12 protein-coding genes are annotated in these 26,727 nt (G+C 74.7%); 8 read left to right on the top strand and 4 right to left on the bottom strand.

All coding sequences use genetic code 11. The features are described from left to right. Positions 1-24 precede the first annotated feature (24 nt). The 3 genes from AF335_RS36410 (at position 25) to AF335_RS16295 (ending at position 15,625) form a co-directional block, all read left to right on the top strand. Positions 25-3,180 (top strand): AMP-binding protein, encoded by a 3,156-nt coding sequence (locus tag AF335_RS36410; RefSeq protein ID WP_311775580.1) that lies wholly within the window; start codon positions 25-27, stop codon positions 3,178-3,180. After that, positions 3,177-4,436: an alanine racemase gene (locus tag AF335_RS16300; RefSeq protein ID WP_102919103.1), complete on the top strand. Its 1,260-nt coding sequence runs from the start codon at positions 3,177-3,179 to the stop codon at positions 4,434-4,436. Before AF335_RS36410 ends, AF335_RS16300 begins: the two co-directional genes overlap by 4 nt. 305 nt (positions 4,437-4,741) lie before the next feature. Beyond that, a complete protein-coding gene (locus tag AF335_RS16295; protein ID WP_376697806.1) occupies positions 4,742-15,625 on the top strand; it encodes an SDR family NAD(P)-dependent oxidoreductase in 10,884 nt (3,627 codons plus the stop codon). Positions 15,626-15,687: 62 nt separating this feature from the next. On the opposite strand, the gene AF335_RS16290 is transcribed toward AF335_RS16295, so the two are convergent. Then, a complete protein-coding gene (locus AF335_RS16290) occupies positions 15,688-16,734 on the bottom strand; it encodes a sulfotransferase family protein (RefSeq protein ID WP_102919101.1) in 1,047 nt (348 codons plus the stop codon). Between the two features lie 8 nt (positions 16,735-16,742). Further along, entirely contained in the window at positions 16,743-17,534 is a 792-nt protein-coding gene (locus AF335_RS16285; protein ID WP_102919100.1) for a thioesterase II family protein, read from the bottom strand. 347 nt (positions 17,535-17,881) lie between these two features. On the opposite strand from AF335_RS16285, the gene AF335_RS16280 reads away from it, so the two are divergent. The 3 genes from AF335_RS16280 to cysN are packed head-to-tail and all read left to right on the top strand — an operon-like array spanning position 17,882 to position 21,518. After that, positions 17,882-18,679 carry a 3'(2'),5'-bisphosphate nucleotidase CysQ gene (locus tag AF335_RS16280; protein ID WP_170127713.1) on the top strand — a complete coding sequence of 266 codons (798 nt, stop codon included), beginning with the start codon at positions 17,882-17,884 and terminating at the stop codon, positions 18,677-18,679. Continuing rightward, the gene (cysD, locus tag AF335_RS16275) at positions 18,676-19,611 is read left to right on the top strand and encodes a sulfate adenylyltransferase subunit CysD (RefSeq protein WP_244927048.1); all 936 of its coding nucleotides are present in this window, start codon (positions 18,676-18,678) and stop codon (positions 19,609-19,611) included. Before AF335_RS16280 ends, cysD begins: the two co-directional genes overlap by 4 nt. Further along, positions 19,611-21,518 carry a sulfate adenylyltransferase subunit CysN gene (cysN, locus tag AF335_RS16270; protein WP_102919099.1) on the top strand — a complete coding sequence of 636 codons (1,908 nt, stop codon included), beginning with the start codon at positions 19,611-19,613 and terminating at the stop codon, positions 21,516-21,518. The genes cysD and cysN overlap by 1 nt, the downstream gene beginning before the upstream one ends. Positions 21,519-21,605: 87 nt before the next feature. Here the strand turns inward: cysN and AF335_RS16265 are convergent, their stop codons facing one another. After that, positions 21,606-22,073, bottom strand: a complete 468-nt coding sequence (locus tag AF335_RS16265) for an RrF2 family transcriptional regulator (RefSeq protein ID WP_102919098.1) — start codon at positions 22,071-22,073, stop codon at positions 21,606-21,608. Between the two features lie 157 nt (positions 22,074-22,230). Here AF335_RS16265 and AF335_RS16260 point away from each other — a divergent pair, with 157 nt between their 5' ends. Next, the gene (locus AF335_RS16260; protein ID WP_102919097.1) at positions 22,231-24,894 is read left to right on the top strand and encodes an FAD/NAD(P)-binding protein; all 2,664 of its coding nucleotides are present in this window, start codon (positions 22,231-22,233) and stop codon (positions 24,892-24,894) included. 304 nt (positions 24,895-25,198) lie between these two features. Beyond that, positions 25,199-26,014, top strand: a complete 816-nt coding sequence (locus AF335_RS16255; protein ID WP_102919260.1) for an MmyB family transcriptional regulator — start codon at positions 25,199-25,201, stop codon at positions 26,012-26,014. Here AF335_RS16255 and AF335_RS16250 read toward each other — a convergent pair. Then, positions 26,004-26,372, bottom strand: coding sequence for a nuclear transport factor 2 family protein (locus AF335_RS16250; protein ID WP_102919096.1), 369 nt, complete (start codon positions 26,370-26,372; stop codon positions 26,004-26,006). The two genes, AF335_RS16255 and AF335_RS16250, sit on opposite strands and share 11 nt — an antisense overlap. Positions 26,373-26,727: the final 355 nt, after the last annotated feature.

The following is a 26,727-nucleotide window of genomic DNA, read 5'->3' as shown; positions in this document are numbered from 1 at the left end:
CACGCACACGAGGGGGCGAGGGGCATGGGGCCCGACTTGGAGAACACGCTGCACGGACGGTTCCTGCGGGGACTGGCCGTGGCCGGGGACCGGGACGCGTTCCGGGTCGGGGAGCACGGCGTCACCTACGCCGACGCCCACGCCACCGCGCTGACCTGGGCGGGCACCCTGCTGGACGCGGTGGGCGGCCCACCGCGCGCGGTCGGCGTGCTCGCCAACAAGAGCGGCACGGCCTACGTGGGCGTGCTCGCCGCGCTGTACGCCGGAGCCACGGTCGTACCCCTGCACCCCGACTTCCCCGCCGCGCGCACCCGGCAGGCGCTGGCGGACGCCGGGGTGGAGGCCGTCGTCACCGACCCGCGCGGGCCGGGGCTCCTCGCGGAGATCCTGCCGCCCGGCTCGGAGCTCCCCGTGCTCGTCGACGGGGACCACGCCGGTGACGGCCGGGGCCCCGGGCGGATCCTGCGCCCCGACCCGGAGCTCGCCCTCGCCGCGCCCCGGCCCGCCGGCCCGTCCGACGCCGCGTACGTCATGTTCACCTCCGGCTCCACCGGCCGCCCCAAGGGCGTCCCGGTGAGCCACGGCAGCGCGGCCCGGTACTTCGCCACCCTCGACGCGCGCTACGACTTCACCCCCGACGACGTCTTCTCGCAGACCTTCGACCTCACCTTCGACTGCGCCGTCTTCGACCTGTTCTGCGCCTGGGGCGCCGGAGCCCGGGTCCAGCCCGTGCCCGGCCCCGCCTACCGGGCCCTGCCGGAGTACCTCGCCGAGCAGGGCGTGACGGTGTGGTTCGCCACCCCGAACAGCATCGCGCTGACCCGCCGCACGGGCGCGCTCACCCCCGGGGCGATGCCGGGGCTGCGGTGGAGCCTGTTCGCCGGGGAACCGCTCATGGACGCGGACGCCGCCCAGTGGCAGGCCGCGGCCCCCGGCTCGGCGGTGGAGAACCTCTACGGGCCCACCGAGCTGACCATCACCTGCACCGCCCACCGCTGGTCGCCCGCGACCTCGCCCGGCCGCAGCGTCAACGGCGTCGTCCCGATCGGCCTCCCGCACCCCGGTCTCGACGTCTTCCTGCGGGACGACGACGGCACCCCGCACGACACCGAGGGCGAGCTGTGCGTGGCCGGCCCGCAGACCTGCGCCGGCTACCTCGACCCCGCCGACGACGCCGGCCGCTTCCTCGAACGCGACGGGAAGCGCTGGTACCGCACGGGCGACCGGGTGCGCCGCGACCCCGACGGCGAACTCTCCTTCCTGGGCCGGGTGGACGACCAGGTGCAGCTCCAGGGCTGGCGCGTCCAGCTGTCGGAGATCGCGCACGCCGTGCGCACCCACTGCGCGGGCGTCGAGGACGCGGCGGCCGTGACGGCCCACCTGGGCGGGGAGAGCGAAGAGCTCGTCGTCTACTACACCGGCCGCCGCGCCACCCCCGTCGAGCTGGCCAGAGGACTCCGGGCGGCGCTGCCGCAAGGGCTCGTCCCCCGCCGCTTCCAGCACTTGGACGTGTTGCCGTTGAACGCCAATCGCAAGATCGACCGGGCCGGGCTCAAGGCCCGGGCGGCCCGGGACTTCGGCGCGGCCGGGGAACCCGTACGGGATGCCGCCCCCGCGCCCGGAGCGGCGGAGCAGGCCGCTCCGGGGCTCCTGCACAACATCCTCGCCGAGGCCATGGCAGCCCGCCCCGACGCGCCTGCCGTCCGCGACGGCCGCGTCTCGTGGACGTACGCGGCACTCGCCGCCGAGGCCGCCGCCGCCGGCCACTGGCTGGAGCGGCGGGGCGTCGTACGCGGCGACCGCGTCGTCGTCCAGCTGCCCAACACCGGTGAGCTCGTCGCCCTGTTCCACGCCTGCGCCCGGCGCGGCGTGACCGTCGTGCCGCTCAACCCCGGCATGAAGCAGTACGCGCTCCGGCAGGTCCTCGCCGACTGCGGGCCCACGCTCGCCGTCACCACCGACGAGGGCGCCGGGCAACTGCGCGACGCCGCCGCCGGCCTGCCCGTCCACACGGTGTCCGCCGTGTGGGAGGAGATCGCGGCGCTGCGCGGCCTGCCCGAACCCGCACCGGCCGCCCGGCCGGGCGACATCGGCGTGCTGATCTACACCTCCGGCAGCACCGCGGCCCCCAAGGGCGTGGTGTGCCCGCAGGAGCGGATGGCCTTCGCCGCCCGCGCCATCCAGCACGAGCTGGGCTACCGCCCCGACGACGTCGTGTACTGCCGGCTGCCGCTCTCCTTCGACTACGGCCTCTTCCAGATCCTGCTGTCGGCGCTGGCCGGCGCCGAGCTCGTACTGGCCGGCGCCCAGCCCGAGGTGAAGCTGCTCAACGAGATCCGCGAGTGCGGTGCGACCGTCTTCCCGGTCGTCCCCTCGCTGGCCGCCATCCTCCTGCGGCTCGCCGCCCGCGCCCCCGGCGACACCCGGCTGCGGCTGTTCACCAACACCGGGGCCGCCCTCCAGCAAGCCACCATCACCGGGCTGCGGGAGAACTTCCCCGGCGCCCGGGTGGCGCGGATGTTCGGCATCACCGAGTGCAAGCGCATCTCGATCATGCCGCCGGACCAGGAGCTGGAGCGCCCGGAGTCGGTGGGCCGCCCGCTGCCCGGGACCCGGGTGGAGATCCTCGGCCCGGACGGCGGCGTGCTGCCGCCCGGCGAGGTCGGCGAGATCACCGTCACCGGCCCGCACGTCATGGCCGGTTACTGGCGCGCCCCGGAGATCACGGCCCGTACGTTCCGGCCCGACGCCCGCAGCGGCGGCACCCGCCTGCACACCGGCGACTACGGGCACCTCGACGCCGACGGCTACCTCTACTTCGAGGGCCGCCGCGACGACATGTTCAAGCGCCACGGCGTCCGGATGAGCACGATCGAGATCGAGGCCGCCGCCATGGACGTCCCGGGCGTACGGGCCGCCGCCGCGCTGGTGCCGACCGCCGACCGGGACCTCACCCTGTGCGTGGCGGGCGACCTCACCCCGCAGGAGATCCGGCGGGCGCTGGCCGAGCGACTGGAGCCGGCGAAGGTGCCGGCCGACGTCCGGGTGCTCGCCGACGTCCCGCTGACGCTCAACGGCAAGAGCGAGAAGAAGCAACTCATCGCACTGCTCGAAGGGGCGCACGCCCCCGGGCGGACGGCCGGCGCCCGTGCCGGCGAGGGCAAGGAGGGCACGGCGTGAGCCGCACATCCGCAGAGCTGACCGAGCGGTTCGGTTCGCCGCTGTACGTCTACGACCTGGACCGGCTGCGGGAGGCGCGGCGCGCGCTGCGGGCCGCCCTGCCGCCCGAGTTCACGCTGTTCTACTCCCTCAAGGCCAATCCGCACCCCGAGCTCGCCCGCGCGCTGGGCGAGGGCGAGGGCGCCTGCCGCGCCGAGGTCAGCTCCACCGGCGAGCTGGCCTCGGCCCTCCACGCGGGCTTCCCCGCGGCGGAGATCCTCTACTCCGGACCGGGCAAGACCACCGGGGAACTGCACGAGGCCATCGGCAGCGGAGTGCGACAGTTCTCCGTCGAGTCGCTGACGGACCTGCGGCGGGTGGGCGCGGTCGCCGAGGCGCACGGCGTCGTCGCCGACTGCCTGCTGCGCGTCAACAGCGAGGCGGGCGGCGCCTCCACCAGCATCCGTATGACGGGCACCCCCTCGCAGTTCGGCATCGACGCCGAGACCCTCGCCGACACCGCCGCCGACCTGCTGGCCGTGCCGCACACCCAGGTCGTGGGAGCCCACTTCTTCCCGCTGAGCAACTCCCGGGACGAGGAGAACCTGATCTCCGAGTTCCGGCAGAGCATCGAGACCGCGGCCCGGCTCCGCGACGAACTCGGCCTGCCGATGCGCTTCCTGGACATCGGCGGCGGCTTCGCCGCGCCCTACGCGACCCCCGGCCCCCGGCCCGTGTACGAGAAGCTCCGCCACGAGCTGGAGTCCGCCCTCGACCTGCACTTCCCCGGCTGGCGCGAGGGCTCCGTGGAGATCGCCTGCGAGTCGGGCCGCTATCTGGTCGGCGGCTGCGGCGAACTGCGCACCACCGTCACCAACATCAAGGAGAGCCGGGGCCGGAAGTTCGTCATCCTCGACGCCGGCATCAACACCTTCGGCGGCATGGCCGGCCTGGGCCGCCTGCTGCCGCTGGCCATCGACCTCGACGCGGCGGACCCGGCGGAGCCGGGGGACCAGATGAGCCCGGTGAGCCCGGCGGAGACGGTGAGCCTGGTCGGCCCGCTGTGCACGCCCGGCGACGTCCTCGGCCGCAACGTGCGCGTCCCCGCGCTCGCGGAGGGCGACGTGGTGACGATCCCGAACGCGGGGGCGTACGGCGTGACGGCGAGCCTGCTGCACTTCCTGAGCCGGCCGGCGCCGGGTGAGGTGATCCTGTCGGGGGGTGAGGTCGTGTCGGCGACGCGGCTGGATTCCGTACGGGGCGTGCTGCCGGGCTGATGTTTTCTGCCCCAGCCCGCCCCTTCCCGTAACCGGGGGCTGCGCCCCCGGCCCCCCTTTCCGCGCTGACGCGCGGTGTCCTCAAACGCCGGACGGGCTTGATTGTTGCCCGGAACCGGGCAAATTCAGCCCGTCCGGCGTTTGAGGACCGGGGTCCGGGGCGGAGCCCCGGTATCGGGAAGGGGCGGGGCTGGGGAAAAGCCCCGCGCAGCGGCACCCACCACCGCACCCGCAACCCACCCCCACCCAACCCCCAGAACGGCGAAGCAAACGCAATGACCGGTGAACGCGACCTCCTCGACCTCGTGACCGAGACGGCCGTGGCGGCGCTACGCCACGCCGGCCGGGACGTGCCCGCGGGCCCCGCCCCCGACCGCCCCTTCCAGGACCTCGGCTTCGACTCGCTCGCGGCAGTCGACATGCACCGTCGCCTCACCGCCGGGACCGGCCTCGCGCTCCCCGTCACCGTCGTCTTCGACCACCCCACCCCCGCCGCCCTCGCCCGTCACCTGCACGAGCTGCTCACCGGCGGCACCGAGGCCGTGGCGGCCGGACGGCCCGCGCCGCGCCCGGCGGACGACGAGCCCGTCGCCATCGTCGGCATGGCCTGCCGCTACCCCGGCGACGTCCGCTCGCCCGAGGACCTGTGGCGGCTCGTCGCAGGGGAGCGGGACGCGATCTCCGGGCTGCCCGAGGACCGCGGCTGGGACCTGGAGGCACTGTTCGACACCGACCCGGACCGGCCGGGCACCAGCTACGTCCGCAGCGGCGGCTTCCTGCACGACGCCGCCGAGTTCGACGCGGAGTTCTTCGGCATCTCGCCCCGCGAGGCCACCGCCATGGACCCCCAGCAGCGGCTGCTGCTGGAGACGTCGTGGGAGGCCCTGGAGCGGGCCGGGATCGCCCCCGGCTCCGTACGCGGCTCCGGCACCGGAGTCTTCATCGGCGCCGAGCCGCAGGAGTACGGGCCCCGGCTGCACGAGGCCCCCGACGGGCTGGAGGGCTACCTCCTCACCGGCAACGCCACCAGCGTCGTCTCCGGGCGCGTCGCCTACGCCCTCGGCCTCGAAGGCCCCACGCTGACCGTCGACACGGCCTGCTCCGGCTCGCTCGTCGCCCTCCACCTGGCCGTCCAGTCGCTGCGGCGCGGCGAGTGCGACCTGGCCCTCACCGGCGGTGTCGCGGTGATGGCCGGCCCCGGCACGTTCACCGCGTTCAGCCGGCAGCGCGGCCTGGCCACGGACGGCCGCTGCAAGGCGTTCTCGGCCGACGCGGACGGCACCGGCTGGGCCGAGGGCGTCGGCGTGCTCGTCGTCGAGCGCCTCTCGGACGCCCGCCGCAACGGCCACCGCGTCCTCGCCGTCGTCCGGGGCACCGCCATCAACCAGGACGGCGCCAGCAACGGTCTCACCGCGCCCAACGGCCTCGCCCAGCAGCGCGTCATCCGCACCGCCCTCGGCGACGCCGGCCTGTCCGCCGCCGACGTCGACGCCGTGGAGGCCCACGGCACCGGAACCCGGCTCGGCGACCCCATCGAGGCCCAGGCGCTCCTGGCCACCTACGGGCGGGAGCGCCCCGGCGACCGGCCCCTGCGGCTCGGCTCGCTGAAGTCCAACATCGGGCACAGCCAGGCCGCCGCCGGAGTCGGCGGTGTGATCAAGATGGTCATGGCGCTGCGGGCCGGCACGCTGCCGCGGACCCTGCACGTCCAGGAGCCCACGCCCTTCGTGGACTGGTCGGCGGGCACCGTGGAACTCCTGACCGAGGCCCGCGCCTGGCCCGCCGAGGAGGGCAGGACGCGCCGGGCCGGTGTGTCGTCCTTCGGCATCAGCGGCACCAACGCGCACACGATCATCGAAGAGGCGCCCCGGTCGTCCCGGCCGATCGACGAGCTGCCCGCCGGGCCGAACGCGGACACCGGGCCCGCCGAGGGAGACCGGGCCGAGCGCCCGGCCGTGGACGTGCCGCCTCCGGCCTCGGTAGGAACCGCCGACAGCGACCCGGCCGGGTCGCCGGGCGCCGCCTCCACGGAGCCCGTCGCCCTCCCCTGGCTCGTCTCCGCCCGTACCCCCGAGGCGCTCGCCGCGCAGGCCGGTCTCCTGCGCTCACACCTCGCCGAGCGCGAGCCCGGCGCCCCCGGGGACGCCGCCGACATCGCGTACGCCCTCGCCACCACCCGCACCGCCCACGAGGAGCGGGCCGTGCTCCTCACCGAGGCCGGTGCCGGCGGACACGGGCAGGCCGTCCTCGCCGCCCTGACGGCCCTCGCCGCCGGCGAGGAGGCCCCCGGCCTGGTCACCGGCACCGCCAAGCCCGGCAAGCTCGCGGTCCTGTTCACCGGGCAGGGCGCGCAGCGCGCCGGGATGGGCCGCGAGCTGTACGAGGCGTTCCCCGTCTTCGCCGCGGCCCTGGACGAGGCGTGCGGCCACCTCGACCTCCAGCTCGACCGGCCGCTGCGCGACGTGCTCCTCGCCGGGGCGGACACGCCCGAGGCCGGGCTGCTGCACCGCACCCAGTACACGCAGGCCGCGCTGTTCGCCGTCGAGGTCGCACTTTTCCGCCTGGCCGAGTCCTGGGGCGTCACCCCCGACTTCGTCGCCGGGCACTCCGTCGGCGAGCTCACCGCGGCGCACGTCGCGGGCGTCCTCACCCTGGAGGACGCGGCCCTGCTCGTCGCCGCCCGCGGCCGGCTGATGCAGGAGGCCCCGGCGGGCGGCGCGATGGTGTCGCTGCGCGCCACCGAGGACGAGGTCCGTGCCGCGCTCGTCGACGGCGTCGACATCGCCGCCGTCAACGGCCCCACCGCCGTGGTGATCTCCGGTGACGAGGAGGCCGTCGAGCGCGTCGCGGCCGGCTTCGCCACCGCGAAGCGGCTCAACGTCTCGCACGCCTTCCACTCCGCGCACATGGACGCGATGCTGGCCGAGTTCGCCGACTTCGCGAGCATCCTCGACTACGCGCCGCCGCGCATCCCCGTCGTCTCCAACGTCACCGGCCGCCTCGCCACGGCGGAGGAACTGTGCTCCCCGGACTACTGGGTGAGCCACGTCCGCCGGGCCGTCCGCTTCGCCGACGGCATCCGCACCCTGGACGAGCAGGGCGTCCGCACCTACCTCGAACTCGGCCCGGACTCCGTGCTCACGGCGATGGCGGACGGCTGCCTGCCGGACGCCGACGGCGTCGCGTTCGTCGCGGCCCTGCGCCGCGACCGGCCGGAGCCGGCCGAGATCACCGCCGCCCTGGCCACCCTCCACACGCGCGGCACCGACGTCGACTGGGCCGCGTACTACGCCGCCCGCCTCCCCGGCCGCACCCCGGCCCCCGTCGACCTGCCCACCTACCCCTTCCAGCGCCGCCGCTACTGGCTGGACGCCCCCGCCGCGCACGGCGCCGCCGCCGGGCTCGGCCTCGTACCGGTCGCCCACCCGCTGCTCGCCGCCGAACTCGGCCTCGCCGAGGCGGGCGGCCTGGTCCTCACCGGCCGGATCTCCCCGCGCACCCACCCCTGGCTCGCCGACCACGCCGTCGCGGGCACGGTCCTCCTGCCCGGCACCGCCTTCGTCGAACTGGCCCTCCAGGCCGGCGAGCGCACCGGCTGTGAGCTCCTCGCCGAGCTCACCCTGGAAGCACCCCTCACCCTGCCCGGGCGCGAGGCCGTCCGCCTCCAGCTGACCGTCTCCGAACCGGACGGCACCGGCCGCCGAACCCTGGAGATCCACTCGCGCCGTGAGACGGCCGACGCCGGAGAGGCGTGGACACGGCACGCCACCGGCGCCCTGGAGCCCACGGCCGCCGACCCGGCCGACCCGGGCCTCACGGTCTGGCCGCCCGAGGGCGCCACCCCCGTCGAACTCGGCGACCACTACGGCGAACTGGCCCGCCAGGGCTACGACTACGGGCCCGCCTTCCAGGGCCTGCGCGCGGTCTGGCGGCGCGGCGAGGACCTCTTCGCCGAGGTCGCCCTGGAGCGGGCCGGCGACGCCGGGTCCTTCCTCCTCCACCCGGCGCTCCTCGACGCGGCCCTGCACGCCATCCCCTCCGAGACGGCCGAACTGCCCTTCGCCTGGACCGGCGTCACCGTGCACGCCGTCGGCGCCGGGGAACTGCGCGTCCGGATCACCCCCACCGCCTCCGGCGCCACCCTGGCCGTCGCCGACGGCACAGGCGCACCCGTCGCCGACATCGGCTCCCTCGTGCTGCGCCCCGTCTCGGGCGAGCTGCTCGCCGACGCCCTCCACGACTCGCTGTTCCGCCCCGGCTGGACCCCGGTCCAGGAGCCGGGCGGAACGGCGGCGCCCGTCGCCGAGCCCGCCCCCGGCGAGCCGCTCACCGGGCCGGACGCCGCCTCCGCGGGTGTCCTCGTCCGCCCCGCTACGGCGGCCGGCGCCCTGGCGTCGATCCAGGAATGGCTGGCCGGCGACCGTCCCGTCGGCCACCGGCTGGCCGTTGCCGTCGACGCCGGCACCGCGCTCGCGCCCGTACGCGGCCTGGTCCGCGCGGCGCAGGCCGAGCACCCGGACCGCTTCGTCCTGATCGAGACGGACGGGGCCGCGGAGTCCGCGGACGCCCTTCCCACGGCCCTCGGCCACGCCCTCGCCACGGGCGAACCGGAACTGGCCGTACGCGCCGGGGCCCTCTCCGTGGCCCGGCTGGCCCGGGTGCCCGTCCCGCACGGTGCCGGTCCCGTCTGGTCCGCCGACGGCACGGTCCTGATCACCGGAGGCACCGGCGGCCTCGGCGCCGTCCTGGCCCGCCACCTGGTCACCGAACACGGCGTACGCCACCTGCTGCTGACCGGCCGCCGCGGCCCTGACGCCCCCGGCGCCTCCGGGCTCCGCGCGGAACTGGAGGGCCTGGGCGCCACGGTGACCCTCGCCGCCTGCGACGTCGCCGACCGCGACGCGCTGGCCGCGCTCCTCGCCTCCGTACCCGCAGGGCACCCGCTCACCGGAGTCGTCCACGCGGCCGGCGTCCTGGACGACGGCACGGTCACCACGCTCACGGCGGACCGCCTCGACGGCGTCGCGGCCCCGAAGGCCGACGCCGCACGGCACCTGGACGAGCTGACGCGCGGCACGGAGCTGACCGCGTTCGTCCTCTTCTCCTCGGCGGCCGCCACCCTCGACGGCGCGGGCCAGGGCAACTACGCCGCCGCCAACGCCTCCCTCGACGCCCTGGCCCGCAGGCGCCACGCCGAGGGCCTCCCCGCCACGGCCCTCGCCTGGACCCTCTGGGCGGAGAGCGGCGGCATGGCGGGCCGCCTGGACGAGGCGGCCCTGCGCCGCGTCGCCCGCTCCGGCCTGCCCGCGCTCACCACACGCGAGGGCCTGGCCCTCTTCGACGACGCCCTGGCCACCGGGGAACCCGTCCTGCTGCCCATGCGGCTCGACACCGCCGCCCTGCGCGCCCGCGCCGGGGGAGTGCCGTGGATGCTGCGCGGCGTCGTCCGCCCCGGCGCACAGCCCACCCGCCGGCAGGCACGGGCGGCGGCGTCCGCCGGAGCCGACACGGCGGACGAGACCCTGCGCCGCCGTCTGGCGGCCCTGGCCGCACCGGAGCGGACGGAAGCGGTACTGGACCTGGTCCGTACCCAGGTGGCCCTGGTCCTCGGCCACGCGGGCCCCGAGGCCGTCGCCACCGACCGGGCGTTCAGCGCCATCGGCTTCGATTCCCTCGCCGCCGTGGAGCTCCGCAACCGCCTCAACACGGCCACCGGCCTGCGGCTGCCCGCCACCCTCATCTTCGACTACCCGACCTCGGAAGCCCTCGCGGAACACCTGCTGGAGGCCCTCGGCGTCACCACGGAGCAGACCGCGTCGGGCGGGGGGACGGAACTCCCCGCCGCCGTGGCCGGTGACGACGACCCGATCGCGATCGTGGGGATGAGCTGCCGTTACCCGGGCGGGGTCACTTCGCCCGAGGGTCTGTGGGATCTCGTCGCGGGTGGCCGGGACGGAGTGAGCCGGTTCCCGGAGAACCGCGGCTGGGACGTGGAGGGGCTGTACGACCCCGATCCGGACGCGGTGGGGCGTACGTACGCGGTGGAGGGCGGTTTCCTGCACGACGCGGGGGACTTCGACCCGGACTTCTTCGGTATCTCGCCGCGTGAGGCTCTCGCGATGGACCCGCAGCAGCGGTTGCTGCTGGAGGCGTCGTGGGAGGTCTTCGAGCGGGCGGGGATCGAGCCGTCGTCGTTGCGGGGTTCGCGTACGGGCGTTTTCGCGGGTGTGATGTACCACGATTTCGCGTCGCGGTTGCGGGTGGTTCCCGAGGGCCTTGAGGGTTTCCTGGGGAACGGTGGTCTGGGGAGTGTGGTCTCGGGCCGGGTGGCGTACACGTTCGGCCTCGAAGGCCCGGCGGTGACGGTGGACACGGCGTGTTCGTCGTCGCTGGTGGCGTTGCACTGGGCGATCCAGGCGCTGCGTACGGGCGAGTGCTCGCTCGCGCTGGCCGGTGGCGTGACCGTGATGACGACCCCGGACACGTTCGTGGACTTCTCCCGGCAGCGAGGACTCGCGGCGGACGGCCGGTGCAAGGCGTTCGCGGCAGGCGCGGACGGCACCGGCTGGGCCGAAGGCGTGGGCATGCTGCTCGTGGAGCGGCTGTCGGACGCGCGGCGCAACGGCCATCAGGTGCTGGGCGTCATCCGGGGTTCGGCGGTGAACCAGGACGGTGCGAGCAATGGTCTGACGGCGCCGAACGGCCCGTCGCAGCAGCGGGTGATCCGGCAGGCGCTGGCGTCGGCCGGTCTGTCCGCCGACCAGGTCGACGCGGTCGAGGGGCACGGTACGGGTACGACGCTGGGTGACCCGATCGAGGCGCAGGCGCTGCTGGCCACGTACGGTCAGGAGCGTGCGGGCGACGAGCCGCTGTGGCTCGGTTCGCTGAAGTCGAACATCGGTCACGCGCAGGCGGCGGCCGGTGTCGGCGGGATCATCAAGATGGTCATGGCGATGCGGGCCGGAGTGCTCCCGAAGACCCTCCACGTGGACGAGCCCTCGCCGCAGGTGGACTGGTCGGCGGGCGCGGTCGAGCTCCTCACGGAGGCCCGCGAGTGGGCGACGGCGGGGGACCGGCCGCGTCGTGCGGGCGTGTCGTCCTTCGGTATCAGCGGCACCAACGCCCACGTGATCATCGAGGAGGCACCGGAGGCCGGGACTGCGGCGACTGGTGGTGATGTCGTTCTGCCGGTGGTGCCTTGGGTGGTGTCGGGTAAGACGGCTGAGGCGCTGGACGCGCAGGTCGCCCAGGTGGTCGAGGCGGCTGCCGGTCTTGACGCGGTGGATGTCGGTTTCACGCTGGCGACGGCGCGGGCGCAGTTCGAGCACCGGGCTGTGGTGGTGGACGGCGAGCAGACGGTCAAGGGCCGGGTGCTGGGCGGGAAGCTTGCCGCGTTGTTCACGGGTCAGGGTGCTCAACGGGCCGGTATGGGGCGTGAGCTGTATGCCGCTTACCCGGTGTTTGCGGGGGCTTTCGACGCTGCTTGTGCGGCGCTGGGCTTGGGCCCGGCTGTTCTGGACGATGCGGAGTTGCTGGCTCGTACGGAGAACACGCAGCCCGCGCTGTTCGCCATCGAGGTTGCGCTATTCCGTCTCGCCGAGTCCTTTGGCATCCGGCCGGACTTCGTGGCCGGTCACTCCATTGGTGAGATCGCCGCCGCTCATGTCGCCGGTGTGTTCTCGCTGGAGGATGCGGGCAAGCTGGTCGCGGCCCGCGCCCGCCTGATGCAGGCCCTGCCTGCCGGTGGGGCGATGGTCTCCCTGCGTGCCACCGAGGCCGATGTCCGTGCCGTGCTCGTCGACGGTGTCGACATCGCCGCGATCAACGGCCCGTCGTCCGTGGTGATCTCGGGCGACGAGCTCGCGGTGGCGCAGGTGGCCGGTCGTTTCGAGAAGGCGCGCCGCCTGAATGTCTCGCACGCGTTCCATTCGTCCTTGATGGATGGAATGTTGGCCGGTTTCCGCGAGGTCGCTGAATCTCTCACCTACGCCGCCCCTTCTGTCCCGGTCGTCTCCAACGTCACAGGCGAACTGGCCACGGACCTGACGTCCCCCGAGTACTGGGTCCGTCACGTCCGCGAGGCCGTCCGTTTCGCCGACGGCATCCAGACCCTCCACTCCGAAGGCGTCCGTACCTTCCTGGAGCTCGGCCCGGACGGCGTTCTCTCCGCGATGGCTCAGGAGTGCCTGCCGGACGCCGAAGACGTCGCCTTCATCCCGGCCCTCCGTAAGGACCGCCCCGAGCCGACCTCCCTCGTCACCGCCCTCGGCCGCCTCCACATCACCGGCGCCCGCGTCGACTGGTCCGCCTTCTTCTCCGGCACCGGCGCCGCCCTCACCGACCTCCCCACCTACCCCTTCCAGCACCAGCACTTCTGGCTCAGCGCGTCGGAGACCGAGCCCGGTGACGTCACCGCCGCCGGGCTGGGCGAGGCCGGGCATCCGCTGCTCGGCGCGGCCGTCGAGTTGCCGGAGGGGCAGCTGTTCACCGGACGGCTGTCGCTGCGTACGCACCCGTGGCTGGCCGAGCACGCGGTCGGGGGCGTGGCCGTTCTCCCCGGTACCGCCTTCGTCGAGCTGGCCGTCCGGGCCGCCGACGACTGCGCGTGCGCGACCGTCGACGAGCTGACCCTCGAAGCGCCTCTCGTCCTCCCCGAGCGCGACGGTGTGCAGCTGCGCGTCTCCGTCGGCGCGCCCGACGCCGACGGCCGCCGTTCCCTGGCGGTCCATTCCCGGCGCGAGGGCGACGGCACCTGGGTGCGGCACGCCTCCGGTGCGCTGGCTCCGGAGGCCCGGCAGCCGGCGTACGCGTTCTCCGAGTGGCCGCCCGCCGGGGCCGCGCCCCTGGCCGTCGAGGACCTCTACGACCGCTTCGCCGCCCTCGGCCTGGACTACGGCCCCGTCTTCCAGGGCCTGACGGCGGCCTGGAGCGGCGGCGGCGCCGACGAGGTCTACGCGGAGGTGGCCCTGCCGGAGGGTACGGACGCCGCCGCGTACGGGCTCCACCCGGCGTTGCTGGACGCGGCCCTGCACGCCATCGGGCTGGGGGGCTCCGAAAGCCGTGCCGAACTCCCCTTCGCCTGGTCGGGCGTCACCCTCCACGCGACCGGCGCCACCGCGCTGCGGGTGCGGGTCGCCCCCGCCCCGGGTGGTGTGGCGCTGGAGGCCGCCGACGTGTCGGGCGCGCCCGTGGCGTCAGTGGCGTCCCTGTCGCTCCGGCCGGCCGACCTCGAACCGGCTGCTGCGGGCCGGGACAGCCTGTTCCACGTCGAGTGGACCGCCGCCGCCTCGGACGGGGCCACCACCGCACGGAACGAGGACGTCTGGGCCGTTCTGGGCGAAGGCGGGCAGCGGCAGCCCCTGGCTGCGGCCCTGCGCGCCGCCGGGCTGCGGACCGAGGAGCTCGCGGACCTCTCGGGGGCCGTCGCGGGCCGTCCCCGCCCCGACGTCGTGGTCCTCGACGCCCACGTCCCGCATGACGGGACCGGCCTGCCCGCCGCCGTACGTGCCGCCACGGCACCCGTCCTCGACGTGCTGCGCACCTGGCTCGCCGACGACCGCTGGGCCGCCGCCCGGCTCGTGGTCGTCACCCGGGGTGCCGTCTCCACCGGCCACCCGGCCGAGCGGGCCGTCGATCCGGCCGGTGCCGCCGTCCGTGGTCTGGTGCGCGCGGCCCAGGCCGAACAGCCGGGCAGGATCGTACTGATCGACCTGGACGAGGCGGCGGAGACGGACGGGACGGCCACTGCCCTCGCCACCGCCCTCGTCTCCGACGAACCCGAATTCGCCCTGCGCGGCGCCTCGCTGCTCGTCCCCCGCCTGGCCCGCACCACTGACGCCGCGCCCGCCGCCCCCGGCCGGTACGGTGCTGGGACGGTGCTGGTCACGGGTGGTACGGGTGGTCTGGGTGCGCTGGTGGCCCGGCATCTGGTGGTCGAGCACGGTGTGCGTGAGCTGTTGCTGACGAGCCGTCGTGGCCCGGATACCCCGGGTGCGGCCGAGCTGCGCGAAGAACTCACGGCTCTCGGCGCCGAGGTGACCATCACCGCCTGTGATGTGTCGGACCGTCAGGCGCTGGAGGGGTTGCTTGCAGGTGTCGAGCTGTCGGCGGTGGTGCACACCGCCGGTGTCCTGGACGACGGTGTGATCAGTTCCCTCACTCCCGGGCGTCTGGATGTCGTCTTCCGTCCGAAGGTCGACGCGGCCTGGCACCTGCACGAGCTGACCGCCGGTATGGAGAGTCTGTCGGCCTTCGTGTTGTTCTCCTCGGTGGCGGGAGTCTTCGACGCTTCGGGGCAGGGCAATTACGCGGCCGCCAACGCGTTCCTCGACGCGCTCGCCGTCCACCGCCGCCACCTCGGCCTCCCCGCGGTCTCCCTGGCCTGGGGGCTGTGGGACGGTCCCGGCGGCATGGGCGCGGAGCTCGGCGCCGCCGACCTGCGCCGCATGGCGCGCTCCGGGATGCTGCCGCTGCCCGAGGCGGACGGTCTGGCGCGGCTCGGCGCCGCCCCCGACCCGGCGGGCCGGGCCGTCCTGGTGCCGATGCGGCTGGACGTGTCCGCCGTACGCGCCCAGGCCGGTACCGACCCGGTGCCGCACCTGCTGCGCGGGCTCGTCCGGGCCGCCGCCCGGCGCTCGGCCGCCGCGCCGGCCTCCGGTGCGGAGCGGCCGTTCGCCGAGCGGGTCGCGGCCCTGACCCGGGCGGAGCGGGAGCGGGCGCTCCTGGAGCTGGTCCGTACCGAGGTGGCCGTGGTGCTCGGGCACCCGGGTCCCGAGGCCGTCGAGCCCGGCCGCGCGTTCGGTCAGCTGGGCTTCGACTCGCTGTCGGCCGTCGAGCTGCGCAACCGTCTGCAGACGGTCGCGGGGCTGCGGCTCCCGGCCACGCTGATCTTCGACTATCCGACGGCGCACGTGCTCGCGGAGTACCTGGACTCCCTGCTGGCCCCGGCGGAGGAGACGCGGCGGCTGTCGCTGGAGGACGAGCTGCTGCGCCTGGAGACGGCGGTGGCGGGCGAGCGGCCGGACGAGGAGGAGCACGCCCGGATCGCGGCCCGGCTGCGCGCGCTGACCTCCGCCTGGCAGGCGCTGGGCGCGCCCCCGGCGGAGGAGCGTTCGCTGGAGTCGGCGACGGCGGACGAGCTGTTCGACATCCTCGACGGCGAGCTGGAGCCGCTGGACCTGGACGGCTGAGCCCGGGAACGGCGGGAGCCGGCCGGTCCGCGGACCGGCCGGCTCCCGCCGTTCGTGGTGCGTCAGCGCGTCACTTCGGTGGTGGCGTACACCTCGTCGTAGAGCGCCTTCAGCTGGGCGCGGCCGTCCGCGTCCACCTGGAGGTCCTTCGCGCGCGGCTTGGCCACGCGGGTCGCGGAGCGCCGTGCCCACTCCTCGGCGTCCGTCAGCTCCAGGAAGCGGGCCAGGCCGCCGAGTTCGCCCTGCGGGTCGGCGAGCAGGTCCTCGTAGACCATGCGGTGCACCCGGTCGGCGGGGAGGCCGCTCAGCGCGTCGTCGGTGTACTTGGCCATCATGGCCTGGAGCCCGGTGAGGTTCATCAGGGACTCCACGCTGCCGGAGCGGTAGTCGAGGACGAACGGGGAGAGGTTCTCCGGCATCAGGTGGTCCATGTCGGCCGGGGCCTCGAAGCCCTCGGGGACGCCGCCCGCCTGGTACGGGTCGACGTCGCAGCGCTGCTGGAAGGCGATGCTGAGGTCGGCCATGAGGAACATGGGGTGCCCGGTCATGGAGACGGAGACGTCCACGACGTCGCGGGTCAGGTAGACGAACCGGGCGTCCGGGAACATGTCCAGCAGGTCGTGGACGAAGACGCCGGAGGTGGCGGACTTCTCCACCCAGCGGGGGCGGCCCGCGTGCCGGGTCAGCAGGGTGAAGAACCGCCGGTAGTGCGCGCCGAGAGGCTGGGTCTCCCAGCCCGGGACGACCTGGGACAGCTCCTCCAGGAGCCGGTCGGGGTCCTCGGTGAGCGCGGGGAGGGTGAAGCCGAGGAGGCCGCTCAGCTCGGTCTCGGGGTCCAGGCCGGTGACGTCGTAGCGGACCTCTTTGGGGACCCGGCCGATGCGCAGCGCGGTGTTCATCGAGATCCACGGTGCGGTGAGCAGTTCCCAGAATTCCTGCCCGGTCATGGGTTTCTGCACCATGCCCGCCTGATACTGGGAGCCGAAGAACTCCAGCAACGGCGTCATGTCGGGATGCTCGGCGAGCAGATCGGCGATCAGGGTGGAACCGCACCGCCCGCTGCAGATGACGAATGTGCCGGGGGCGGAGTCGCGCCGCTGTTCGGACATCGCTGCAATTACCTTCCGGTCCGGGTGCTCGGAAAACTCTCGGGCTGTGCCGCGCAGGCGATGTGGTCGGAGATCCGGTTGACGATCTCCTTCTGGTATTGGTTGAGGTAGAAATGCCCGCCGGGCAGCGCCTCGAATTCGAAGGGGCCGGTGGTGTGGTCGCGCCAGGCGCGGACCTCGTCGAGGGTGGCCTTGGGGTCGGCGTCGCCGACCATGGCGTGCACCGGGCAGGTGAGCGGGGGGCCGGGCTCGTAGCGGTAGGTCTCGATGGCCTTGTAGTCGCCGCGGATCGCGGGCAGGACCATCCGCAGCAGCTCCTCGTCGCCGAGTACGCCGCTGTCGGTGCCGTTGAGCTGGTGCAGCTCGCTCACGATGCCGTCGTCGGAGCGCAGGTGCACGGTCTCGGTGCGGTGCGTGGACGGGGCGCGCCGGCCGGAGACGAAGAGGCCGGAGACGGGGGCGCCGACCTGCTCGAACCGGGTGGCGACCTCGAAGGCGAGGGTCGCGCCCATGCTGTGGCCGAAGAACGTCAGCGGCCGGTCGGCGAAGGGCCGCAGGGCGGTGAAGATCTGGTCGGCGAGCTCGGGGAGGCTCTCGATCAGGGGGTCGGTGCGCCGGTCCTGCCGTCCGGGGTACTGCAGTGCCAGCACCTCGATGGAGGGCGACATGGCGGCCGAGACCGGGAAGTAGTAGCTCGCCGAGCCGCCGGCGTGCGGGAAGCAGACCAGGCGGGTGCCGGCGTCCGGCGAGGGATGGAACCGGCGTACCCAGGTGCCGCTGTCCACAGGTGTTGCTGACATTGTTGGCTGGTGTCCTTCCGAGACGGGAACCAGCGCCATATCCGGGTCGGTGGTCGGATACCGGGTTACCATCCCCTGTGAACACTGGTCGGTCCGGCCGTTGTCCAAGTGAAGCCTATATTTCCGGTATTGACGCTGCCAGATGAACTGCCGGTGACCAACCCCTAGGCCGCCCCTAACGTCCCCCTAACCGGGGGCGGCAATGCGTGCCGGGCAATGCCCCGCTCGACCGCACGGGCCGCCGCCGCATAGCATTGGCGATGGATTTTCGATAAGTACGCGGTGTGCCGGGCGATTTCGAGCGGCCGGGCCGTGTTCCTGAGGACATCGACAGTTTGGGATCCCGAGTGGACGTGCCCGAGGAGTGGGGAACACCGGCGGACGATCACCGGTTGGCGGCGGAGCTGGCCGCCGGTGCCGGCCGGCTGCTGCTGGCGGTGCGCGCGGAACGGGCGCTGTCCGGCGCCGCGCTGGGCGCCGCCGGGGACGCGGTGGCCCACCAGTGGCTGGCCCGCGCGCTCGCCGCGCACCGGCCCGGCGACGCGCTGCTGTCGGAGGAGGGCGCGGCCGATCCGGCCCGCCTGGCGGCGAGCCGGGTGTGGATCGTCGACCCGCTGGACGGCACCCGTGAGTACGCCGAGGGGCGCGCCGACTGGGCGGTGCACGTGTGCCTGGCCGTGGACGGCGTCCCCGTCGCGGCGGCGGTGGCGCTGCCGGACCGGGAGGCCGTGCACGGAACGGGCGGGCCCGCACCCCTCGCCCCGGCCCCCGAGGGGCCGTTGCGCATCCTGGTGAGCCGCAGCCGGCCGCCCGCCGCGGCGACCGCGGTCGCCGGGCGGCTCGGCGCGGAGCTGGTGCCGATGGGGTCGGCGGGCGCCAAGGCCATGGCGGTCCTGACCGGCGAGGCGCACGCCTATGTGCACGCCGGCGGGCAGTACGAGTGGGACTCCGCCGCCCCGGCCGGAGCGGCCGCCGCGGCGGGGCTGCACGTGTCCCGGCTCGACGGTTCGCCGCTGCGCTACAACCGCCCCGACCCGTACCTGCCGGACCTGCTGGTCTGCCGGCCGGAGCTGGCCGGGGAACTGCTCGACGCACTCAGGACGACCGCCGGCGGGACCGGCACGGGGGAACGGGACATACGGTGACGGCCGACATCAGCACACGGGCCGGGGGCGGAGCCGCGATCGGCCACCTCGAACGGCTCGAAGCCGAGAGCATCCACATCCTGCGGGAGGCGGTGGCCGAGAGCGAGCGCCCCGTGATGCTCTACTCGATGGGCAAGGACAGCACGGTGATGCTGCACCTCGCCCGGAAGGCGTTCCACCCAGGACGGCTGCCGTTCCCGCTGCTGCACGTGGACACCACGTGGAAGTTCCGCGAGATGATCGAGTTCCGGGACCGCACGGCCCGCGAGCTGGACCTGGAACTGCTGGTCCACCGCAACCCGGAGTGCGTCGAGCGGGGCATCGACCCCTTCACGCACGGCTCGTCGGTGCACACCGACATGTGGAAGACCGAGGGCCTCAAGCAGGCCCTGGACGCCCACGGCTTCGACCTGGCCTTCGGCGGGGCCCGCCGGGACGAGGAGAAGTCCCGGGCCAAGGAGCGGGTGTTCTCCATCCGCTCCGCCCAGCACCGCTGGGACCCCAAGCGGCAGCGCCCCGAGCTGTGGCGGCTCTACAACGCCCGTACGGCGCCCGGCGAGAGCGTCCGGGTGTTCCCGCTGTCCAACTGGACCGAGCTGGACATCTGGCTCTACATCCACCGCGAGAACCTGCCGATCGTGCCGCTGTACCTGGCGGCGCCCCGCCCGGTGGTCGAGCGCGACGGCACCCTGGTCATGGTCGACGACGAGCGCTTCCCGCTCCGGCCGGGCGAGCGGCCCGGGCTCCGGGACGTCCGCTTCCGCACCCTGGGCTGCTATCCCCTCACGGGGGCCGTGGAGAGCACCGCCCGCACCCTGCCGGAGGTGATCCGGGAGATGCTGCTGGCGACGACCTCCGAGCGGCAGGGGCGGATGATCGACCACGACTCCTCGGCCTCCATGGAACGCAAGAAGCAGGAGGGCTACTTCTGATGGCCACCCCCACGAGCGCCGCGATCGGTGACATCGAGGAGTACCTGCGCGGGCACGAGCGCAAGGACCTGCTGCGGCTGATCACCTGCGGCAGCGTCGACGACGGCAAGAGCACCCTCATAGGCCGGCTGCTGTACGAGTCGCACCTCGTCTTCGAGGACCAGCTCGCCGCCCTGGAGGCCGACTCCGCGCGGTCCGGCACCCGGGGCGGTGACCTGGACCTCGCGCTGCTGGTGGACGGCCTGGCCGCCGAGCGCGAGCAGGGCATCACCATCGACGTGGCGTACCGTTTCTTCACCACGGACAAGCGGAAGTTCATCGTCGCCGACACCCCGGGGCACGAGCAGTACACCCGGAACATGGTCACCGGCGCGTCCACCGCCGACCTCGCCGTGATCCTCGTCGACGCCCGCAAGGGCGTCCTCACCCAGACCCGGCGCCACAGCTACCTGGTGTCCCTGCTCGGCATCCGCAGCGTCGTCCTCGCCGTGAACAAGCTGGACCTCGTCGGCTACGACCAGGGCGTCTTCGACGGCATCTGCCGCGAGTACCGGGAGTTCGCCGGGGAGCTCGGCCTCACGGACGTCACCTGCGTGCCGACGTCCGCGCTCAACGGCGACAACATCGTCGACCGCAGCCCGCACACGCCCTGGTACACCGGCCCCACCCTCATGGGGCACCTGGAGACCGTCGTCCCGGCCGGCGGCGAGACGGCCGCCGCCGAGGGTCCCTTCCGGATGCCCGTGCAGTACGTCAACCGCCCCGACTCCGACTTCCGGGGCTTCTCCGGCACGATCGCCGGGGGCACCGTACGGCCCGGCGACCCGGTGCGCGTCCTGCCCGCCGGCACCACCAGCACCGTCGGCCGCATCGCCGGCTGGGACGGCGACCTGGCCGAGGCGGTCACCGGCCAGGCCGTCACCCTCACCCTCGCCGACGAGATCGACGCGAGCCGCGGCGACCTGCTGTGCGCCGCCGGCGAACCCGCCGCCGTCGCCGACCGGTTCGCCGCGCACCTGGTGTGGATGGCGGAGACGCCACTGGTCCCGGGCCGCGCGTACCTCGTCAAGAGCGGCACCCGCACGGTCGGCGCCACGGTCGCCCGGATCGACCACGTCGTCGACGTCAACACCCTGGAGCGCCGGCCGGGCGCCGAGCTGGGCCTCAACGCCATCGGCCACTGCGAGCTGGTGCTCGACCAGCCGATCGCCCACGACCCGTACGACGGCAACCGCCACACCGGCGGCTTCATCGTCATCGACCGCCTCACCCGTACGACCGTGGGCGCCGGCATGCTCCGCACGCCCCTGCGGGCCACCGGCGACCTGCACTGGCAGGCCGTCGACGTCGGCAAGGCGGAGCGCGCCGCCGCGGCCGGTCACCGGCCGTGCGTGGTGTGGCTGACGGGGCTGTCCGGCTCGGGGAAGTCGACGATCGCCAACCTCCTGGAGAAGCGCCTGCACGCCCTGGGCAAGCGCACCTACCTCCTGGACGGCGACAACGTCCGCCACGGCCTCTGCCGCGACCTGGGCTTCGGCGCGGCGGACCGGGCCGAGAACATCCGGCGGGTCGCCGAGGTCGCGGCCCTCATGGCCGACGCGGGCCTGATCACGATCGTCTCCTTCATCTCGCCGTTCCGCGCGGAGCGGGACCTCGCGCGCGGCCTGGTGGCGGCGGACGAGTTCTGCGAGGTGTACGTGGACACACCGCTGGCCGTCGCGGAGGCCCGCGACCCCAAGGGCCTCTACCGGCGCGCCCGCGCGGGCGAGGTCCGCGACTTCACGGGCATCGACTCCCCGTACGAGGCGCCGGAACGGCCCGACGTCCGGATCGACACGACGGCCTGCGCGCCGGAGGAGGCCGTCGAGGTACTGGTGGGGAAGCTGGGGGAGATGGGCGTGCTGTAGTCGGTCGGCCGCAGTACCGACCGGGCGGGGCGGGGCCGGGGAAGTTCCCCGGCCCCGCCCTTTCGCGCTCCGGCGGCCTGTGCCGCGTCAGGAGTACGTGCGCACGTCGCGCCGGTACTGCTCGGCGAGTTCGGTGACGGCGGCGGGCAGCGCGCCGGCGTCCAGGTCGGCCAGGGTGACCTGCTCCAGGACGTTGCGGAGGCTGCTGCGCGCGGCCATCCACAGCTCGCGCAGCGGCTCGGCGGGCCCGGCGTACCCGATGTCGGACAGCCGGGTGTCGCGGACGTTGATCAGCGGCCCGTCGATCGCCCGGTAGACGTCGGCGAGCGTGATCTCCGCCGCCGGGCGGGCCAGGACGAAGCCGCCTTCGGGGCCCCGGGTGCTGTGCACCAGCCGGGCGCGCCTGAGCTCGGAGAGCACGCCCTGGAGGAACTTCAGCGGGATGTCCTGCTCGGACGCCAGCCGGCCCGCCTTGACCGGGGAGCCGTCCGCGCCGTCACGGGCGAGCTGCGCCATGGCGCGCAACGCGTAGTCGGACTTGGCTGAGATCCTCACAACGGGGTCCTCTCCGGCCTTTTCGGCATGAACTAGGGGGTGGCTAAGGGTATATCCGGGGATCCCTGGCGCCCGGCGGTGAGAGAGTCTTGGATGTACCGAGACAACTATGTCCATCGAAAAAGTAGACATTGTGCTGCGCTGGGGGACTCGCTCTATGGCTGGGGTACATCCATTCTGCACCGTCGCGGTGGTCGGGGCCGGTGCCGCCGGTACGATGACCGCCGCCCGGCTGCTCGACGCGGCCGCCGCCGCACGCCTCCCCCTGGAGGTGGTGCTGATCGACCCGGCCGCGGAGAACGGGCGGGGGGCCGCGTACTCCACCACCGACGCCCGGCACCTGCTCAACGTCCCCGCCGAACGCATGACCGCGGACCCCGGCCGCCCCGAGGACTTCCTCGACTGGCTCCGCGACCGTGAACCCGGCGCGGGGAAGGGCACCTTCGCGCCGCGCGCCCAGTACGGCGCCTACCTCGCGGACCACCTGCGGCGGAGCGCCCTGCGGGCCGGCGACACCCGGCTGCGCCGGCTCCGCGACCGCGTCGTCCACGCCGCCGCGCGCCAGGACGGCCGCGTCACGCTGCGCCTGGCCTCCGGCGGCGGCCTCACCGCCGAGGCGGTCGTCCTGGCCACCGGCAACCACGCCCCCGGCACCGACTGGGCCCCGGCGGAACTGCGCGGCGCGGCGGGGTTCGTCGCCGACCCGTGGGCGCCCGGCGCCCTCGCCCGGGTACCGGAGGGCGCGGACGTCCTGCTCGTCGGCACCGGCCTGACCATGGCCGACGTGGCCGTGACCCTGGAGCGCCCGGACCGCGTGGTCCACGCCGTCTCGCGCAACGGGCTGCTGCCGCAGGAGCACGCCCCCGCGCCCGCCGCCGGCCCGGTACCCGCCCCCGACCTCACCGGAGTGACCGGCCTCCCCGCCCTGCGCGCCGCCGTCCTGCGCCACATCGCCCGTACCCGGCGCACGCACGGCGACTGGCGGCCCGCGCTCGACAGCCTGCGCCCCCTCACCACCGCCCTGTGGCAGGGGCTCCCCGCCGCCGACCGCGCCCGTTTCCTGAGCGAGGACCTGCGCCGGTGGGAGGTGCACCGGCACCGCATGCCCGGCGCCACCGCCGCCAGGATCGCCGGGGCCCGGCGCACCGGCCGGCTGGCCGTACGGGCCGCCGAGGTCACGGCGGTCACGCCCGACGGGGACCTCCTGCGCGTCGAGTTCGCCGACGGCGCCGCGGTCACCGTCGGCGCGGTCGTCAACTGCACCGGCCCCCAGGGCGACGCCCGGCGCGCCGCCGACCCCCTGCTGGACTCCCTGCTCGACGGCGGCCTCGCCCACCCCGGCCCGCACGGCCTCGGCCTGGGCACCGGCCCCGACGGACGCCTGCGCGGCGCCGGGGACGCCCGGCTGTGGACGCTGGGCGCGCCCCGCCGCGGCGAACTGTGGGAGACCACCGCCGTACCCGAGATCCGCACCCAGGCCGTCGCCGTGGCCGCCGCCGTCGTCGAGACCCTCGGCACGGCCCCGGCCGCCCGCCCCCGCACCCCCGCCGACCGCTACGGGCTGCGGCTCACCACCACCCTGGAGGCGGCCGCCGCGTACAACCGCGCGCTCGACGGCATCCTGCGCGTGACCTGCGGCGCCGAGGAGAACCTGAAGGAGGCCGTCGCCGCCGACCCCGGCTTCGCCCTCGGGCACGCCACCCTCGCCCTCCTCGGCCACGAATGGGGCGCCGACGTGGACGTCCCCGCCGCCCTGGCCGCCGCGGCCGAGGCCGCCGGCAAGGGCTGCGACGAACGGGAGCGCAGCTTCGTCGCGGCGGCCGCGAGCGCCGTGGCGGGCGGCTCCGACGCGCTGCTGCGCCACATCGACGACCACCCGCGCGACGCCCTCGCCGTGAGCCTGGCCGTGCCGACCATCGCCTTCGGCGGTGTGACGTGCGGCGAGCAGACCTGGGACCTGGTCGAACGGCTCGCGCCCGCCTACGGCGACGACTGGTGGTACCAGGGCCAGCTCGCCTTCGTCCGCCAGGAACAGGAACGCTGGGACGAGGCCGAGGAGCTGACCTCCCGCGCCCTGACCGCCGAGCCGGGCTCCGGCCACGCCGTCCACGCGCGGGCCCACGTCTTCTACGAGACCGGCCGGCACACCGAGGGCCTGGCCTGGATCGACCGCTGGATCGACGCGGAGGGCCGGCGCGCCAACAACCGCGCCCACTTCAGCTGGCACGCCGCCCTGCACGAACTGGCCACGGGCGACACCGGCGCCGTACGCGCCCGCTACCTCGCCCAGCTCGCGCCGCCCACGGTCACCGGCGCCCGCGCGCTGGTGGACTCCGGCGCGCTCCTGTGGCGCTGCCGGATGACCGGCGCCTGGGACGGCCCGCTGCCGGCCGCGGCGGTCCTCGCCGGGGCCCCCGCGAGCTGGCGGACCGCGCCGCCGACCCCGTTCGCCGCCCTCCACACCGCCGTCACCCTCGCGGCGGCGGGCGACGGCGCCGCGCTGGCGCGCCTGCGCGCCCACGCGGGCGCCCACGGGGACCGGGCCTTCCGCGAGGTCGTCGCCCCGCTGTGCGCCGCGCTCACGGCGGTCGTCGAGGAGGACTGGGCGACCGCCCTGCCCGTACTGCGCGCGCTGATGCCCCTGCTGCCGGCCCTGGGCGGCAGCGCGGCCCAGCGCGACGTCGTGGAGGAGACCCTGCTGTTCACCCTGGTCTCGGCGGGCCGGTACGAGGAGGCGGCGGCCCTCCTGGACGCTCGCCTCGACCGCAGGCCGTCGCCGCTGGACCGGCTGCGGCGGGGGAGCCTGGAGCCGGCTTCCTGACGAGGCGAGTACAGGCTGCCGCCGCCCACAGCCGCGTCGGCCCGCCGCTCGGCACGGTGGCGGAGCCGGTGCGGTGCGGCGCGGCCACCGGGTCAGCCGCGCCACCGGGGAGTTCGCACCACTGGAGGAGGCGGCCGCGGGGGCCACTGCCGCCGGCTTCCGCTCCACCCTGCCCGCTGCCCCGGACGCGGAGGCGCACTGCCCGGGCCTTCCGGGACGTGCCCGGCGAGCCGGATTCCGGCAATTCCCGCCGTCGCCCCGTCCCGGCCGCGGCCGCCGTACCGCCACGCGTTACGGTCGGGTCATGACGACTGTCGCGATGGCCACCGGAGTGGGCGCGCTGTTACGCGAGTGGCGGGAGCGGCGCCGGATCAGCCAGCTGGAGCTGGCGCTCCGGGCCGATTCGTCCGCCCGGCACATCAGCTTCGTCGAGACCGGCCGCTCCCGGCCCAGCCAGGAGCTGCTGCTGCGCCTCGCCGACCGGCTCGACGTGCCCGTACGCGAGCAGAACGCCCTGCTGCTCGCGGCCGGTTACGCCCCGCTCTTCCCCGAGCGGCCACTGGAGGACCCCGCGCTGTCCGGGCTCCGGGACGGCCTGGACGCCCTGCTGCGCGGCCACGAGCCCTACCCGGCGCTGATCGTCGACGGGGCCTACGACGTGGTGGCCGCCAACCGCGGCGTCGGTGAGCTGCTCCAGGGCGTCGCGGAACCCCTGCTCGAAGCCCCGCTGAACGCCATGCGCGTGACCTTGCACCCCCAGGGCCTCGCCCCGCGCATCCGTAACCTCCCCGAGTGGCGCGGCCATCTCCTCCACCAGATGGAACGCCAGCTGGCCCTGGTGCGCTCCGCCCCGCTGCGCGCGCTGTACGAGGAGGTCAGCGCCTACCCGCTGCCCGACGGGTGCGCCGGCGGGCCGGTGCCGGCCGGTACCGGCGGGGCGCCGTACGCGCTGCCGATGATCGTCGAACTCGGCGGCCGCACCCTGTCGTTCGTCTCGACCATCACGACCTTCAACACCCCGATGGACGTCACCGTCTCCGAGCTGGCGATGGAGACCTTCCTCCCCGCCGACCCGGAGACGGCGCGGCACCTCCGGGAGCGTCAGCTCCTCACGCCGTAGGGATCCGGTCCAGGAAGCCGAGCACCGACCGGATCCGGCCGTCCTCGGCCAGGGTGATGACGTCGAACCCGGCCACCGGCGCGGACCCGTCGGCCGGGGACACCAGCTCCCAGCCGAAACGCGCGGTGTCGTGGTGCCCGTCGACCTCGCCCGTCGGCCGGAATTCGAAGCCGGGGAACTGCTCGTGGACCCCGGCGATCACCGCGGCGACGTCCGCGTGCCCCCGGGCCTCGCTCAGCGGGTCGGTGAAGGACCCGTCCTCGCTCCACGCGGCGGCGACGGCCTCGGCGAGCGTGTCCGCCCCGGTGGCGTTCCACGCCTCGAAGTAGCGGGTGACGGCGGTCTCGTACTGCGACATGGTGTGCTCCTCTGTCTCCAACGGGTGTTCCCCCTCGCGGACCCCCGGCCGGAGTGCGCCGGCCCGGGGTCCGCTTGCCGCCAGCTTGCCGGGCGGCGGGGAAGGGTGCGATTACCCGTGGGGTAATGAGGACGGCCACCCCGGAGGCAAGGGGAACGGCGGGACCGGGAACAGATCGAGTGGGAGGTCGGCCCGCTCGGCTCCGGCGCCGTCGGCGGCCGCGAACCGGACGCCGCCGAGGGGCTTTCGCCGGCCCGTCCGCCGCCCCCCAGGACCTGACGAAGTCCCCCGCCCGATCGCCCCGGCGGGCCCGCGACCCGTGGCGATGACGTTGAATCCAGGGGACTTCGATCGT

This window comes from Streptomyces eurocidicus (assembly GCF_002891295.1).
Lineage (GTDB): Bacteria > Actinomycetota > Actinomycetes > Streptomycetales > Streptomycetaceae > Streptomyces > Streptomyces eurocidicus.
This window is presented reverse-complemented; position numbering and strand designations above follow the sequence as displayed.

What these genes read in the sequence shown, in the direction of transcription:
- AF335_RS16290 (WP_102919101.1), bottom strand. Translation starts at nt 16,734, where the DNA reads ATGTCCGAACAGCGGCGCGACTCCGCCCCCGGCACATTCGTCATCTGC.
- AF335_RS16260 (WP_102919097.1), top strand. Translation starts at nt 22,231, where the DNA reads ATGGCTGGGGTACATCCATTCTGCACCGTCGCGGTGGTCGGGGCCGGT.
- cysN (WP_102919099.1), top strand. Translation starts at nt 19,611, where the DNA reads ATGGCCACCCCCACGAGCGCCGCGATCGGTGACATCGAGGAGTACCTG.
- AF335_RS36410 (WP_311775580.1), top strand. Translation starts at nt 25, where the DNA reads ATGGGGCCCGACTTGGAGAACACGCTGCACGGACGGTTCCTGCGGGGA.
- AF335_RS16250 (WP_102919096.1), bottom strand. Translation starts at nt 26,372, where the DNA reads ATGTCGCAGTACGAGACCGCCGTCACCCGCTACTTCGAGGCGTGGAAC.
- AF335_RS16255 (WP_102919260.1), top strand. Translation starts at nt 25,199, where the DNA reads ATGACGACTGTCGCGATGGCCACCGGAGTGGGCGCGCTGTTACGCGAG.
- AF335_RS16285 (WP_102919100.1), bottom strand. Translation starts at nt 17,534, where the DNA reads ATGTCAGCAACACCTGTGGACAGCGGCACCTGGGTACGCCGGTTCCAT.